General features: G+C 69.9%; 12 protein-coding genes. 6 read left to right on the top strand and 6 right to left on the bottom strand.

The window, feature by feature from the left end; genetic code table 11:
* Positions 1-13: 13 nt before the first annotated feature.
* Together H4W30_RS36110 and H4W30_RS36115 are read right to left on the bottom strand one after the other, a co-directional pair.
* Positions 14-1054, bottom strand: coding sequence for a serine hydrolase domain-containing protein (locus H4W30_RS36110; RefSeq protein WP_192746627.1), 1041 nt, complete (start codon positions 1052-1054; stop codon positions 14-16).
* Between the two features lie 58 nt (positions 1055-1112).
* A complete protein-coding gene (locus H4W30_RS36115) occupies positions 1113-1979 on the bottom strand; it encodes a glycosyltransferase family 2 protein (protein ID WP_192746628.1) in 867 nt (288 codons plus the stop codon).
* A 128-nt stretch (positions 1980-2107) separates the two neighbouring features.
* Here H4W30_RS36115 and H4W30_RS36120 point away from each other — a divergent pair, with 128 nt between their 5' ends.
* On the top strand, positions 2108-2641 hold the full coding sequence (locus H4W30_RS36120) for a hypothetical protein (protein ID WP_192746629.1): 534 nt from the start codon (positions 2108-2110) through the stop codon (positions 2639-2641).
* 203 nt (positions 2642-2844) lie between these two features.
* Here the strand turns inward: H4W30_RS36120 and H4W30_RS36125 are convergent, their stop codons facing one another.
* Positions 2845-3981 (bottom strand): glycosyltransferase family 4 protein, encoded by a 1137-nt coding sequence (locus H4W30_RS36125; protein WP_192746934.1) that lies wholly within the window; start codon positions 3979-3981, stop codon positions 2845-2847.
* 103 nt (positions 3982-4084) lie between these two features.
* The gene (locus tag H4W30_RS36130) at positions 4085-5152 is read right to left on the bottom strand and encodes a glycosyltransferase family 4 protein (RefSeq protein ID WP_192746935.1); all 1068 of its coding nucleotides are present in this window, start codon (positions 5150-5152) and stop codon (positions 4085-4087) included.
* Positions 5153-5171: 19 nt separating this feature from the next.
* Here H4W30_RS36130 and H4W30_RS36135 point away from each other — a divergent pair, with 19 nt between their 5' ends.
* Genes H4W30_RS36135 through H4W30_RS36145 form a run of 3 tightly spaced genes read left to right on the top strand, consistent with a single transcriptional unit; the run spans position 5172 to position 9710 of the window.
* Positions 5172-6083 carry a glycosyltransferase family 2 protein gene (locus H4W30_RS36135; protein WP_192746630.1) on the top strand — a complete coding sequence of 304 codons (912 nt, stop codon included), beginning with the start codon at positions 5172-5174 and terminating at the stop codon, positions 6081-6083.
* A gap of 32 nt (positions 6084-6115) precedes the next feature.
* Entirely contained in the window at positions 6116-8629 is a 2514-nt protein-coding gene (locus H4W30_RS36140) for a glycosyltransferase (protein ID WP_192746631.1), read from the top strand.
* On the top strand, positions 8622-9710 hold the full coding sequence (locus H4W30_RS36145; protein WP_192746632.1) for a glycosyltransferase family 4 protein: 1089 nt from the start codon (positions 8622-8624) through the stop codon (positions 9708-9710). The genes H4W30_RS36140 and H4W30_RS36145 overlap by 8 nt, the downstream gene beginning before the upstream one ends.
* Positions 9711-9729: 19 nt before the next feature.
* On the opposite strand, the gene rfbD is transcribed toward H4W30_RS36145, so the two are convergent.
* Positions 9730-10611 carry a dTDP-4-dehydrorhamnose reductase gene (gene rfbD / locus H4W30_RS36150; RefSeq protein WP_192746633.1) on the bottom strand — a complete coding sequence of 294 codons (882 nt, stop codon included), beginning with the start codon at positions 10609-10611 and terminating at the stop codon, positions 9730-9732.
* A 4-nt stretch (positions 10612-10615) separates the two neighbouring features.
* Entirely contained in the window at positions 10616-11599 is a 984-nt protein-coding gene (gene rfbB, locus H4W30_RS36155) for a dTDP-glucose 4,6-dehydratase (RefSeq protein ID WP_192746936.1), read from the bottom strand.
* 150 nt (positions 11600-11749) lie between these two features.
* On the opposite strand from rfbB, the gene H4W30_RS36160 reads away from it, so the two are divergent.
* Both H4W30_RS36160 and H4W30_RS36165 read left to right on the top strand, forming a co-directional pair.
* Positions 11750-13288: an LCP family protein gene (locus tag H4W30_RS36160; protein WP_192746634.1), complete on the top strand. Its 1539-nt coding sequence runs from the start codon at positions 11750-11752 to the stop codon at positions 13286-13288.
* An 87-nt stretch (positions 13289-13375) separates the two neighbouring features.
* Positions 13376-14695, top strand: coding sequence for an LCP family protein (locus H4W30_RS36165; RefSeq protein ID WP_192746635.1), 1320 nt, complete (start codon positions 13376-13378; stop codon positions 14693-14695).
* The last annotated feature ends 3 nt before the right edge of the window (positions 14696-14698 follow it).

Here is a 14698-nt window from a genome sequence, read left to right on the forward strand (position 1 = left end):
CTTCACGTGCCTCTCAGGAAGCGCGGATAACCCGGTCGATCTCCTTGATCGCCGCACCCCCGCCGTACGTGGCGTTGGACAGCATCGCGACGTCCAGCCCCTCGGCGGGGTAGTGCCGCATCAGCGAGCAGACGCCGACGTTCCCGCCGTCCTTGTAGTAGTGCCGCACCGAGCCGTCCGATGCCAGGACGAATTCGAGGCCGAAGCCGTACCAGACGCCGCTGCTGTGAAGCACCTGCGGCGTCAGGAACTCCTTCGTGCGCGCAGGACTCAGGAGCCGTTCCCCGCGGATCGCCCGCAGCAGCCGGACGAGGTCGCCGACGGTGCAGTACAGGCCACCATCGGGTGAACCGATCGGCGGATAACTGAAGATGTTCTGCTTCCAGCCCGTGACCCGCTCACCGTCGAGGAGGGGATCCCAGCCTTCGGCGACCCTCGGCTCCGGATCACGGCGGTCGAAGAAACCCGAATCGGTCATCCCCGCGCGGTCGAGCACGGCCTCGCGGACGTGGTCGCGATAAGGCCGTCCGGTGATCTCCTCGATCACCAGCCCGGCGAGGATGTATCCCGAATTGCAGTACCGGCAGCCCTCGCCCGGCGCGAAATTCGGTGCCCGATAAGCGAAATTGGGCAGGTGATCCCGCGTTTCGATCACGGAGTACACCGGCTTGTCGACCCACAACGCCTCGTAACTCTCGCCGGCTTCCTCGTCGGCGTCGTCGGCGATCCCGGACGTGTGCGTGAGCAGGTGCCGCGTCGTCGCCCCGGTCGCGACCGCCGTACCGGCGAGGTCGACGAGCTCGCCGATCGGACGGTCGAGGTCCAGCCGTCCCTCGTCGGCCAGCCGCAACGCGGCGATCGCGGTGACGACCTTGGTGATCGACGCGATGTCGTACCGGACGTCCGGCGCGTTCGGTACCGACCAGCGCCGGCTGGCCAGGCCGTATCCGTGTTCGAACAGCGTCTCGTCCCCGCGCCGGATCAGCACGACGCCGGAGAAGCGGTCCTCCCCGGCGCGTTCCGTCAGCCAGGTGTCGAGTGCGGCGAAGTCCATGCACCGACGGTAACGACGGCAGGGAGCCGAGTCGCGCGAATTCCGGTGGCCGGAACGGTTACTTCCGGCGCGTTTCGAGCTTGAGGCGCAGCGCGAGACCTGCCTTGACCGCGAGCATGACCGGCTTCCACAGGAGACCGCGGTGACGGTCCGCGAGGTAGCGGTACGCGCTGTCGTGGTGCGCACGCAGCATCTTCGCCGAAGCCTTCGAAGTCGAGTGCCCGCCGATGTGCATGACACTGGACGAAGGCGCGTACACGTTCAGCCAGCCCGCGCGGTTCAGCCGATCACCGAGGTCGACGTCCTCGAAGTACATGAAATAGCGCGTGTCGAACCCGTCTACCGAGTCGAAGGCCTCGCGGCGGAACAGCTGGCAGGACCCGGAAAGCCAGCCCGCCGTGCGCTCGACCGGTGCGCCGGTCTCCTGCCGGTACTGCCGCGTCCACGGGTTGCCCGGCCAGATCTTGCCGAGCGCCGCGTGCCCGATCCCCCGGCCGAAGGACGGAAGGAGCCGCGCCGACGGGTAGACGGTGCCGTCGAGATCGTGGATGAGCGGCCCGAACGCGCCACCGCGCGGCCAGCGTTCGGCCACCTCGAGCAACGCGTCGAGCGAACCGGGTTCCCATTCGACGTCCGGGTTCACTACGGCGACCCAGCCGTAGCTGTCGTCGAGTTCCGCGACACCCCGGTTGGCGGCCGTGCCGTAACCGACGTTCTCGCCGATCCTGAGCAGCTTGACGTTGTCCCGGCGGGCGGCCTTGTCCAGCGCGTCGTCGCCCGTGGAGTCGTTGTCGGCGACGACGACCTGGACGTCCCGGTCCGTCGCCTTCTCGAGCGTGTCGAGGAACTTCTCCAGGGTTTCGCCGGGGAAGTACGTCACGGTCACGACGGCGAGCCCGTCGCCGTAGCTGGGGTGCTCAGTCACGCGGCCATTGTCCACCCGTCACCGAACGCGATCGCGCCGCACCCACCCCGACGCCCAGGGTTGCGCGGTGGCAACTGCACGTATGCACCCCGCTTCGTTCCGTGATCGTCGCCGGGCAGAATTGACCGATGCCCGTGCACGCCTTCATCGACGAATCGGTGCGAGATCAGCGATACCTCCTGTGCATGACCCTGGTCGCCCCCGCACAGCTCGCGCCCTCGCGACGAGAGTTGAGCTCGTTGCTGCTTCCCGGCGCACGGGAACTGCACTTCAAGAAGGAAAAGGAACCCCGGCGCAGGCAACTGATCGACCGCATAGCCGCGTTGAAGGTCACGACGACCATCTACCTGGGCTCGTGCACCCGGAAAACAGAGGAAGCGACGAGACAGAAATGCCTCGAACGCGCTGTCACCGACCTACTCGCCAAGAACGCTCACCGGCTGGTTCTGGACTCGCGCGACCATCGAGATGTCCACGATCGCCAGACCATGCAGAGAGCCCTCGGCCACCGGCCGTCCAAGACCGAGCTCACCTACGAACATCTGAATTCGACCGCCGAACCCCTGCTGTGGATTTCCGACGCGGTGGGCTGGTGTTTCGGCGCGGGCGGTGATTGGCGCCGAAGAGCGAGCAGGCTCATCGACTCGATCATCGAACCCTGAACGGCGAAAAGCCCGCGAGACGACCGTCCGGACGCGTCACGGGCTTTCATACTCGGCCCCACCGGGGCCTCGCACCTCAAGCATACCTCACGAGCCGCATGCGGCTCCCCGGCAGAGACAGGACCTCGGCATCGAACGCGACGCCGCCGGAGGCGGTAGCAAAGGTCCCTTGCTCCCCGACACTCACGAGACGTGAGTGATCCTCAGCCAGCCCGCCGCTGCGCATGCCGGTGCCAGGCCTTCGCGTAAGCCTCCCGATGCCGCTCCGCGGTCGTCGCCCACGAGAACTCCTTCGCGCGCCGAAGCGCGGCTTCGGCCAGCTCCGCCCGTCGAGCCGGGTCGTCGAGGAGCTCCGAGATGGCCGCCGCGACGTCTCCGGCACCGACCCCGCAGTAGGCGACCGCGTCCCCGCCGACCTCCGGCAGCGAAAGCCGCCGGGTCGTGAGCACGGCCGCGCCGCACGCCATCGCCTCCAGCACCGGTAGCCCGAATCCCTCGCCGAGGCTCGGGTACGCGACCAGTTCGGAGCCGCCGAGGAAGCCGGCGAGCGTGTCGAACGGCAGATATCCGGCCCGGATCACCCGCAGCCGGTGCGGGACGGCGTCGAGCGCGCGTTCGACCTGCGAATCCCAGCCCGGCTGCCCGGCCAGCACCAGCGCCGGAGGGTTCGGCCTGCCGATCACGGCGTGTGCGAAGCCGCGGATCAGCGCGGGCACGTTCTTGCGCGGTTCCAGCGCGCCGAGGAAGGCGACGTACGGAGTCTTCCCGAGCCCGACGGCCTGGCGCGCGGCCTCGATTTCGGCGGGCGAGGGCGGATGGAACCGGTCCGGTTCGACGCCGTGATGGATGATCTCCAGTTCCGCGTTGCGCACTTGGCCGACGCGCTCCAGCTCGGCCGCCGTCGCGATGCTCGGCACGATGCACAGCGTCGCGCGGCGAAGCGCCGTCGCGGTCCATGCGCGGAAGAAGCGCGCTTTCACCGAAGAGTGCAACACCGCGTCGGTGAAGAAGGTCGCGTCGTGCAACGTCACCACCGAAGCGGCCGGGCTGGCCAGCGGCATCGTGTAATGCGGTGAATGGACGACGTCGGCGGCGAGCCGCCGAACCAGCCGGGGCAGGGTCGCCTGCTCCCAGGTCAGCCTGGCCGTCCTGGTCGACGTCGACGGCGAGGTGGGCACGATCCGCGCGCCGGGCGCCAGCCGGTCGTACAACACCGCGTCCCGCGGCTGGCAGACGACGGTGATCCGCGCGCCGTCCCCATCCAGCGCCGCGACCAGCGAATCCACGTAACGTCCGACGCCACCCCGGTCCGCGGGGACGGCGGTCGCGTCGATCAGCACGCGAGGGTCATCGGTCACCCTAGGAGGGTACGGCGGTGCCATGGGTCCGCGGTGGGGAACCGACAGATTCGCGCCACGCGAGGAAAACTCCGGCTGAATCCGGTCAAGCAACCCGCTGGCGCAGGTGGAGACCCCAGACTGCGGAAGCGGCACGCTGCCAGGTGAACTCACTCGAACGGCGGAGACCACTGTCACGCAGCGTCGCCGCACGCTCCGGATGGTCGAGTACGTCGCGAAGGGCATGCGCAAGCGTTTGCGCCTCGCCGATAGGGACCGTCACGCCCGCTCCCCCGGCCACCTCGACCAGGGCCGGGACGTCCGAGTGCACCACCGGCACCCCAGCAGCCATCGCCTCGATCAGCGGCAGCCCGAATCCCTCCGCCCGGCTCGGCATCGCCAGTACCGACGCGCCCCTCAGCGCGAACGCCAGTTCCGCGTCGCTCACCTTCCCCAGCACCCGGACGTCGGCGCCGTGCTCGCGCGCCAGCGCCACGGGGTCGATGCCGCCCCAGCCCGGCTGGCCCGCCAGCACCAGCGGCACCCCGATCCGGCCGGCGGCGTCGATCAGCACGTCGATGCCCTTGCGCGGCTCGATGGTCCCGATCGCGAGCACGTACCGCTCCGGCAGCGCGACCTCGGTGAACGCGGCGGGCGGGCGGACACCGTGCGGGATCACGCGCAGCGGCACCGAGACCGGAACCAGGGCGGTGAGCTCGTCCGCAATCGCTTGCGTCGGCACGGTCAAAGCGGTCGCCCGCGACGCGGCCCGCGCGATCACCGCCTTGTGCCACGAGACACCGCGCGGGGTCAACGTCTCGGGATGCGTCCAGGGCACGGTGTCGTGCACCGCGACCGAAAGCGTCCGCCCCTTCGGCACGCGGGCGGGCGCGAGCGGTGTCGGCGCGTGAACGGCGTCGCCGCCCGGCCACCACGGCAGGCCCAGCTGCCACGCGGCGATCAACGCCCGGGGCGGGACCGGCAGCACGCGTGGACCCTCGACGCCTTCGACGACCGCGGCGTCGATGTCGGCGTGCCGCGCGACCACGCTCGACACCGTCCAGCCCGGCGGCGCCGTCTCGGCGAGGGCGCGCAGCAGCTCGCCGGTGTAGCGGCCGGTCCCGCCGGGGACGGGCGCCAGCAGCTGCTCCGCGAGCACGACCAGTTCGGGCATGGTCTCTATTCTCTCTGGCATGACCAGCACCACCGTCGTCGTGGTCACCTGGCGCGGCGCCGCGCACATCACCGCCTGCCTCGACGCGCTCGCCGCGCAGACCCGCCCGCATCGGACGCTGGTCGTCGACAACGCCTCCGACGACGGAACGGCCGAGCTGCTCGCCGCCCATCCGTCGAAGCCCGAGGTGCTCCGGCTGCGGCACAACACCGGGTACGCGGGCGCCATGGCCGCCGCGCTGGACGAAGTGGACACCCCGCTGATGGCCTGGCTGAACGATGACGCCGCCCCGGCCCCGGGTTGGCTCGCGACCTGCGAAGACACCCTCGCCAAGGCTCCGCTCGCCGCCGCCGTGAGCGCCCGGCTGACGCTGGCCGACGGAACCGTCCAGTCCACCGGCGTCCGCCTGACCGCCGACGGCCACGGCGCCGACCTGCCCGAGCCCGCCGGCGAGGTCTTCGGTTTCTGCGGGGGCGCGGCCGTCCTGAACGTCGAAGCACTCCGTTCCGTCGGCGGCGTCCCGGCCTCCTATTTCTGCTACTACGAGGACACCGACACCGCGTGGCGGCTGCGGCTGGCGGGCTGGGACGTCGTCGGCGCCGAAGCCGAGGTCACCCACCGGCATGGCGCGAGCACCCGGCCGGGTTCGGTCCAGTTCCATCTGTGGAATGAACGCAACCGCCTCCTGACCCTCCTGCGGTGTGCTCCGCGCGCGGTGGCGATCCGCCAGCTGGTGAAGTTCGCCGTGCTCACCCTGGTACTGCCCCTTCGTGGGAAACCGGCGGCACCGAACTTCCGTCCGAGCCTTCGGTGCCGGGTCCTCGGCGCCGTCGCCGCCCGCCTGCCGCGCACGCTGCTCGAGCGGCGGGCCATCGGGCGCCGGGCGACACTGGGCCGAGGCGCGGTCTGGGACGCGTGGGCGGGCAATTAAGCTTGCCCCAATCGAGAGCAGGGAGTACGGCTTTGGCGCAGGGGGAAACGCAACCGGTCGTCTCGGTGATCGTGGTGAACTACCGGGGAGCGGCCGACACCGTCACCTGCCTGCGCGCGCTCGCCGAACACGATTACCCGAACCTCGAGGTCATCTGCGTCGACAACGCCTCCGGCGGCACCGACGTGGCCGAGATCAAGGCCGCGGCCCCGGGCGTCAAGCTCGTCGAGTCGCCGGTGAACTCCGGCTTCGCGGGTGGCTGCAACCTCGGCGCGCGGCACGCGACGGGCACCGTCCTCGCCTTCCTCAACAACGACGCCCGCCCGGCTCCCGGCTGGGTCGGCACGGCCGTGGCCGAGCTGCGCGCGCAGCCGACCGTCGCCGCGGTGGCCAGCAAGGTCCTCGACTGGGACGGCACCGGCACCGATTTCGTCGACGCGGGCCTCACCTGGTTCGGCATGGGCTACAAGCGCCACGCCGGCAGCCCGCTGTCGGACGTCCCCGCCGCCGAGCACGAGATCGCCAAGGACGTCCTGTTCGCGACCGGTTCGGCGATGTTCGTCCGCGCCGGGGTGTTCGCCGAACTCGGCGGCTTCGACGAGCGGTTCTTCATGTTCTACGAGGACGTCGACCTCGGCTGGCGGCTGAACCTGCGCGGCTGGCGCGTGCGCTACGTGCCGGAGTCGCTGACCTACCACCGGCACCACGCCACGATGTCCACAGTGGATACTCCGGATTCCGGGCGCGAGACGTTCCTGCTGGAGCGCAACGCCTTGGCGGCGCTGTACAAGAACCTCTCCGACGAGACGCTGACGCGCGCGCTGCCCGCCGCGCTGGCGCTGGCCGTCCGCCGGGCGACCGCGCGCGGCGACCTCGACGCCACCCGGTTCGACCTCGCCAAGGGCGTCGGCCCGGCCGAAACCGGCCCGGTAGAGGTGCCGAGGACGACGCTGGCCGGCGTGCTGGCGATCGACCAGTTCGTCGAGCTGCTGCCCTCGCTCGCCGAGTCGCGCGCCGCCGAACAGGCCGCCCGCGTCCGCACGGACGCCGATCTGCTTCCCTTGCTGCGCAAGGCTTTGGAGCCCGCGTATCCGCTGCCGCGTTATCTCGCCGCGCACGAAATCCTGGTCGAGACGTTCGGTATCGACGCGCTCTTCGGGCAGCGTCGCAAGGTACTGGTGATCACCGGCGACGCGATCACCGAACGCATGGCGGGCCCGGCGATCCGCGCGTGGAACATGGCCGCGACGCTGGCCACCGAACACGACGTCCACCTGGTGACGGTCAACCCGCTCGCCGATCCGCCGCCCGCGGCGTTCCGGGTCAGCGCGGCCACCCGGCGCGATCTGGAGACGCCGATCGCCTGGGCCGACATCATCGTCCTGCAGGGCCACGTGCTGGAACTCGCGCCCTCGCTGAAGAAGCAGTACGCGCACAAGATCGTGGTCGCGGATCTGTACGACCCGATGCACCTCGAACTGCTCGAACAGGGCAAGGGCGTTCCCGACGACAAACGGGCGCTGGACCTCATCGGGGTCACCAAGGTCCTCGACGCGCAGCTGGAACGCGGCGACTTCTTCCTCTGCGCCTCGGACCGTCAGCGCCATTTCTGGCTGGGCCACCTCGCCGCGATGGGCAGGCTGTCGCCGCGTCTGTACGACGCCGACCCGACCACCCAATCGCTGCTGTCGATCGTCCCGTTCGGCCTGCCGTCGCAGGCCCCGGTGCGCACCGGCCCCGGCCTCCGGTCCACTTTGGACGGTATCGGTGAGACCGACCACGTCGTGCTGTGGGCGGGCGGCGTCTACAGCTGGTTCGACCCGCTGACCCTGGTCCGCGCGATCGAACTGCTGCGGCAGCGCCGCGGCGACGTCCGCCTGGTGTTCCTCGGGATGAAGCATCCCAACCCCGAGGTCACCGAGATGGACATCGGCGCGCGGACGATGCTGCTGTCCGACACGCTCGGCCTCACCGGCAAGCACGTGTTCTTCAACCAGCAGTGGGTGCCGTACGAGGAGCGCCAGAACTGGCTGCTCGACGCGAACTGCGGCGTCACCACGCACTACGAGCACGTCGAGACGACCTTCGCGTTCCGGACGCGGGTGCTGGACTACCTGTGGGCCGGGCTGCCGATCGTCACCACCGACGGCGACTCGTTCGCCGACCTGGTCCGCGAGGAACGGCTCGGCGTCGTCGTCCCGGCCGAGGACGTGGACGCGCTCGCCGACGCGCTCGAAAAGGCGTTGTACGACGAGGAGTTCGCCGCGGGCTGTGTCGAGCGGATGGCGGCGGTCGCCCGGCGTTACGCCTGGCCGGAGGCGCTGAAACCGCTGGTGGAGTTCTGCCGGAACCCGCGGCCCGCCGCCGACCGGCTGCCCGGCTCCAGCGACCTCGTGGTCGCCGAACCGGTGCGAGGCAAGGAAATGCTGCGCCGCGACGTCGATCTGGTCCGCGAGTACCTCGCCGACGGCGGCCCGAAGGAACTCGCGCGGCGCGTCGGCGGCCGCGTGGTCAAGGTCGCCAAGCAGAGGCTCGGCCGTGGCTGACCGCCCCTTGCGCGTCCTGCTCGACGGGACCCCGCTGCTCGGCGCCAGGACCGGTATCGGCCGGTACACCGTCGCGCTGTCCGAAGAGCTCGCCTCGATGTCCGAAGTGGACACTCGCGCGGTCGCGTTCACGTTGCGCGGCTGGCGAAGGCTGCGGCACGTGCTGCCGCACGGCGTCCGGGCACGCGGTATGCCGGTGGCGGCGCGACTGCTGCGCAAGGCCTGGCTGCGTTCGCAGCTGCCGCCGGTGGAGCTGTTCGCCGGGCCGACGGATGTCGTGCACGGCACCAACTTCGTGCTGCCCGGCCGGTTCCGCGCCGCGGGCGTGGTGACCATCCACGATCTGGCCTTCCTGGACGCTCCCGAGGAGCTCGCGCCGAGCGATCACGAGCTGCCGCGGCTGGTGCGGCGCGGCGCCCGGCTCGCGGACGCGATCTGCACGCCCACCAACGCCGTCGCCGATCAGGTCGCCGAACGGCTCGACGTGGACCGCGGCAAGATCATCGTTACCCCGCTCGGCGTGAACCCGGCCTGGTTCACCGCGCGTCCGCCGGACCCGGAACGCCGCAAGGAACTCGGGCTCCCGGACAAGTACCTGCTCTTCGCCGGCGCCCCCGGCCCACGGAAGGGCCTGCACTGGCTCCAGCAGGCGCACGAGGCGGCGCCCGATCTGCCGGATCTGGTGTTCGTCGGTCCCGGTTCGTTCGCGGTGGGTTCTCGTTCGCGCCACGTCGGCTACCTGTCGGACGTGAACCTCCGTCGCGTCGTCGCCGGGGCCAGCGCGCTGGTGCTGCCGTCGCGCGACGAAGGCTTCGGGCTCCCGGTCCTGGAGGCGCTGGCGTCGGACGTTCCGGTGGTGTGCACGGACATCCCGGCGCTGCGCGAGGTCGCGGGGAACTGCGCGAGCCTGGTGCCCTACGAGGACGTCGACGGGCTCGTGGAGGCGCTGCGGATCGCCGTCAGCGACCCGCACGCCGTCGCCACTTCGGCCGCGCGCCGCGCGCACGTCGCGAACTTCACCTGGCGGGCGTGCGCCGAACTCACCGTCGCCGCGTACCGCCAGGCGAGCACGAAGCACTGACCTCCCGCATTTCGAGAGATCAGGAAGCGAAGTAGGCCTTCAGCGCCTCGGGCCAGCCCCGGAGCGGAGTGAGGCCCGCCTCGCGCCACGACGCGTTCGACAGCACCCCGTACGCCGGGCGCGCCGCCGGACGGGGGAACTCCGCCGTCGCGCAAGGCTTCACACGCGCCGGATCCGCGCCCAGCTCCGCGAAGATCGCCTTCGCGAACCCGCACCACGTCGTCGACCCACCACCCGTGCAGTGCAGCACCCGCTGCGACGGCCCGTCACCGGCGGCGACCCGGCCCGCCAGCTCCAGCAGGCCGGCGGCGAGGTCGCGTGACCAGGTCGGCGAACCGGTCTGATCGTCCACTACGGACAGTTCATCGCGCTCTTTTTCCAGCCGCGCCATGGTCTCCACGAAGTTCGACCCGGTCTTCCCGTACACCCAGGAGGTCCGGACGATCCACGAACGGGCACCCGAACCGAGCAGCGCGTCCTCCCCGGCGGCCTTCGTCCGGCCGTAGGCGTTGAGCGGGCCCAGCAGGTCACCGGTCTCGTACGGCGACGTCGCGTCGCCCGCGAACACGTAGTCCGTGGACACGTGGATGAGCGGCACCCCGCGCGACGAGCACGCCGCGGCGAGTACCCGGGGGCCGTCGGCGTTCACCGCGAACGCCCGCTCCTCGTCGGTTTCCGCCGCGTCGACCGCGGTGTAGGCCGCCGCGTTGATCACCACCGGCGACCTCCCCGCCGCCCGCGCCCGGTCGGCCAGCTCGGTCACCGCGGCGACGACCTGGCCCGTGTCGCGCACGTCCAGCTCCGAGGACGACGGGGCCGTGACGTCGATGGAGTCCGTGGCCTGCGCCGCGAGATCACGCCCCAGCTGCCCGGATCCGCCCGGTACGAGAATGCTCAGCACGTCTTCACTCCCCCGCACGCTTCTTCAGCGGCTCCCACCACGATCGGTTCCCGCTGTACCAGGCGACCGTCTCGGCCAGACCGTCCTCAAAGGACTTGCGCGGCGCGTAACCGAGCTCCCGCGAGATCTTGGTGATGTCGACGGAGTACCGGCGGTCGTGGCCCTTGCGGTCCACGACCGGCTCGACGCTGTCCCAGCCGGCGCCGACGGCGTCCAGGAGCCGCTCGGTCAGCTGGCGGTTGGTCAGTTCCGTTCCGCCACCGATGTTGTAGATCTCGCCCGGCCTGCCGCCGTCGGCGACGAGCTGGATGCCGTTGCAGTGATCGTCCACGTGCAGCCAGTCACGCACGTTGAGCCCGTCGCCGTAGAGCGGGACCTTCTTGCCGTCGAGCAGGTTGGTCACGAAGAGCGGGATGACCTTCTCAGGGAATTGGTACGGACCGTAGTTGTTCGAGCACCTGGTGACACAGACGGGCAATCCGTGCGTGCGGAAGAACGAACGGGCCAGCAGATCCGAGGACGCCTTCGACGCCGAATACGGCGAATTCGGCTCCAGCACGTGGTCCTCGTCCCAGGACCCCTTGTCGATCGAGCCGTAGACCTCGTCGGTGGACACGTGGACGAACTTGCCGACCCCCGCCTCCAGCGCGGCCTGCAACAGGGTCTGCGTGCCGAGCACGTTCGTCAGCACGAAGTCGGCCGCGCCGGCGATCGAACGGTCCACATGGGACTCGGCGGCGAAGTGCACGACCAGGTCGATCCCCCGCATCAGCTCACCGACCAGGGCGGCGTCACAGATGTCGCCCTTTTCGAACCGGTAGCGAGGGTTCTCGCGCACGAGCTCCAGGTTCGCCTCGTTGCCCGCGTAGGTCAGCTTGTCGAGCACGATCAGCTCGGCGTCGGCCAAGCTCGGGTACGCACCCGTCAGCACCTGCCGGACGTAATGCGATCCGATGAACCCGGCGCCACCGGTGACCAGCACTCGCATGCCGCGATCCTCCCTCTGCTCCTTCATGACCGGCCGAGTGTGTCACGACCGGGGCAACCTTTCACCAGCCTACGGACGTCTAACACGAGACTCAGTAGAGTCATGGACGAGGCACGCGTGTGCCCTGGGGAGATTCGTGGAGGACCGCACGTGACCGAGTGGCCCGGGCCACCCATTCCGGCGCGCCGTGGTGGCGGCGTCGTGGTGTTCGCCCGCCGTGGCGTGAAGGTCGTGTTCAGCCTGGTCTCGATCACGATCCTGGCGCTGACCTGGTGGGGCTGGCAGTTCATCGGTGACCCGTCCCAGGGCTTCGCGACCACGAACATCTTCGAGGACAACGGCCATCCCCCGGCGAAACCGCTGGACGGCGCGATCGACATCCTGCTCGTCGGCCAGGACAGCCGCACCGACGCCCAGGGCAACCCGCTGCCGCGCGAGGTCCTCGACATGCTGCACGCCGGTGTTTCGGACGGCGAGCGCCAGACCGACACGATGATCCTGGTGCACATCCCCCAGAACGGTAAGAAGGCGGTCGCGATCTCCTTCCCCCGTGACTCGTGGGTCGAGATCGCCGGGGGTTTCGGCAAGCACAGGCTCAACAGCGCGTACGTGTACGCCTACAACGACACGTCGAAGACGCTGCAGCAGCAGGGCAACACCGACCTCAAGGACGTCGACGCCAAGGCCAAGGACGCCGGCCGCAAGAACCTGATCGCGACGCTGGAGAAGTTCATCGGCAAGCCGAAGATGATCGACCGGTACGCCGAGGTGAACCTGTCGAGCTTCTACGAGATCACCAAGGCGATCGGCGGCGTCGAGGTCTGCCTCAACAACGCGGTCAAGGAGAAGAAGTCCGGCGTGGACCTGCCCGCCGGGAAGTCGACCGTCGAGGGCGTCCAGGCGCTCGCGTTCGTCCGCCAGCGCTACGACCTGCAGAACGGCGACCTCGACCGGATCGCCCGGCAACAGGCCTTCCTGTCCGGGCTGGCGAACAAGGTGCTCTCGTCGGACGTCCTGATCAACCCGGCGAAGATCGCGAACCTGATCGAGGCCGTGAAGAAGTCGGTCGTGCTGTCGGCAGGCTGGGATCTGCCGGAGTTCGCCGCCCAGATGCGCGGGCTGACCAGCGGAAACGTCGAGTTCCACACGATCCCGACCCAGGGCGACGCGATCATCGGCGGTGCCGCCGTGCTCCGCGTCGACCCGGCGCAGGTGCAGGCCGAGGTCGCCCGCCTGACTTCGGAGGGCGAGCCGACGCCTACCGAGACCCCGGCCACCCTGCCGGGCGCGGAAGCGGTGACCGTCGAGCTCTTCGACGGGACCGGTTCGCCCACGGTGGCCACCGAGACCCGGAACCTGTTGCAGGGCAAGGGTTTCAAACTCGCGGCCGATAACAAGCTCAGCACCCGGAACTCGACGGTCATCCGGCACGCGCCGGGCGACGAAGACGCGCTGGCCCTGATCAAGCAGGTCTTCGGCCCGGCGGTACTGGCCGAGGCGGACCGTGACGTCGCGCCCGGCAAGGTGCGGGTCCTGCTCGGCAAGGACTTCAAGGGCGCGTCCACCGGCCCGGCCACGCCCCCGGCGAAGACCTCGGAGCCCTCGAAGCCGGCTCAGCCGCCCGCCAGCGCTCCGGTGGCGCCCACCACGAAGCCGATCGTCGCGGGCAATGTGCCCTGCGTCAATTAATTCCGGGTACTCAGCGTGGCCGCCCTCACGGTGGCTTAGCCTTCTCCTACTATCGAACAGCTACCGCGCCAGGGGAGGTGATCAGGGATGAGCGACGAGGACAAGAGCGTCAACGACCGTTCTGAGCACTTGGACGCCGAAGAATCGAAGTCCGAAGAGGACGTCGATTCGGACACCGAGAGTGACGAAAAGCTCGTCCCGACGCCGTACCCGCGGAATCCGCCGCTCCCCCAGCCGTCGGCCCCCGCCGAGGACGAAGACGAGCCGGTCTCGGGTGTGCTCGACGTGCCCGAGCGCCCGCTGCGCCGCGCCGGCCGGTACACCCGGCGGATCGCGGTCGGCCTCGTGTCCCTGCTCGCCCTCGGTACGACGGGCTACGCGTACGTCACCAAGGACCAGCTGCAGAACAACGTCCCCACGACGAACGCCCTGAGCAAGCCCGACGACCCCGCCGCGCCGCCCGCCGACGACGGCGCGACCGACATCCTCCTGGTCGGCAGCGACGCGCGGACCGACGCGCAGGGCAACCCGCTGCCACTGCGCGTGCTCAAGCAGCTGCGCACCGAGGAGAAGGCGGGCGTCAACACCGACACCATCATCATCCTGCGCATCCCGAAGAACGGCGGGAAACCGTCCGGCGTCTCGATCCCGCGCGACACCTGGACCGACATCCCCGGCCGCGGCCCGAACAAGATCAATTCGGCGTACGGCACCGCGAAGACCAACTACGCGAACGCCCATAAGAGGGAAACCGATCAGGCGAAACTCGAACGTGATTCCGATCAGGAAGGCCGCAAGGCACTGGTCCAGACCGTTCAGGAACTGACGCAGATCCGCATCGACCACTACGCCGAGGTCAACCTGCTCGGGTTCTACCTGCTGACCGAGGCGCTGGGCGGCGTCAAGGTCTGCCTGAACCACGCGACCGAGGACAAGGACTCGGGCGCGAACTTCCGGCGCGGCGAACAGACCGTGTCGGGCGGCGAGGCGCTTTCCTTCGTGCGGCAGCGGAAGAACCTGCCGCGCGGCGACCTCGACCGCATCGTGCGGCAGCAGACGTTCCTGTCCTCGGCGCTGAACCAGGTGCTTTCGGCCGGGACGCTGACCAGCCCGTCGACGATGTCGGGCCTGATGGACGTCGTACGCCGGTCGATCGTCCTCGACGAAGGGCTGGACCTGCTGGAGTTCGCGCAACAGGCGAAGGGGATCGCGTCGGGCGATCTGACGTTCACGACCATCCCGGTGGTGAACATCAACGGCCGCAGCGCGGACGGCCAGAGCGTCGTCGAGATCGACCTCGCCGCCGTGCGGACCTTCATCTCCGGCCTGGCGGGCCGGGGCGGCGGTGGCGGCGCTCCCGGCGCGGCTGGAGTGCTCGCCGCGTCGAGCGTTCCCTGCGTGAACTAACGT

It is taken from the genome of Amycolatopsis roodepoortensis (assembly GCF_014873915.1).
GTDB lineage: Bacteria > Actinomycetota > Actinomycetes > Mycobacteriales > Pseudonocardiaceae > Amycolatopsis > Amycolatopsis roodepoortensis.

What these genes read in the sequence shown, in the direction of transcription:
- H4W30_RS36110 (WP_192746627.1), bottom strand. Translation starts at nt 1,054, where the DNA reads ATGGACTTCGCCGCACTCGACACCTGGCTGACGGAACGCGCCGGGGAG.
- H4W30_RS36120 (WP_192746629.1), top strand. Translation starts at nt 2,108, where the DNA reads ATGCCCGTGCACGCCTTCATCGACGAATCGGTGCGAGATCAGCGATAC.
- H4W30_RS36130 (WP_192746935.1), bottom strand. Translation starts at nt 5,152, where the DNA reads ATGCCCGAACTGGTCGTGCTCGCGGAGCAGCTGCTGGCGCCCGTCCCC.
- H4W30_RS36135 (WP_192746630.1), top strand. Translation starts at nt 5,172, where the DNA reads ATGACCAGCACCACCGTCGTCGTGGTCACCTGGCGCGGCGCCGCGCAC.
- rfbB (WP_192746936.1), bottom strand. Translation starts at nt 11,599, where the DNA reads ATGCGAGTGCTGGTCACCGGTGGCGCCGGGTTCATCGGATCGCATTAC.
- H4W30_RS36165 (WP_192746635.1), top strand. Translation starts at nt 13,376, where the DNA reads ATGAGCGACGAGGACAAGAGCGTCAACGACCGTTCTGAGCACTTGGAC.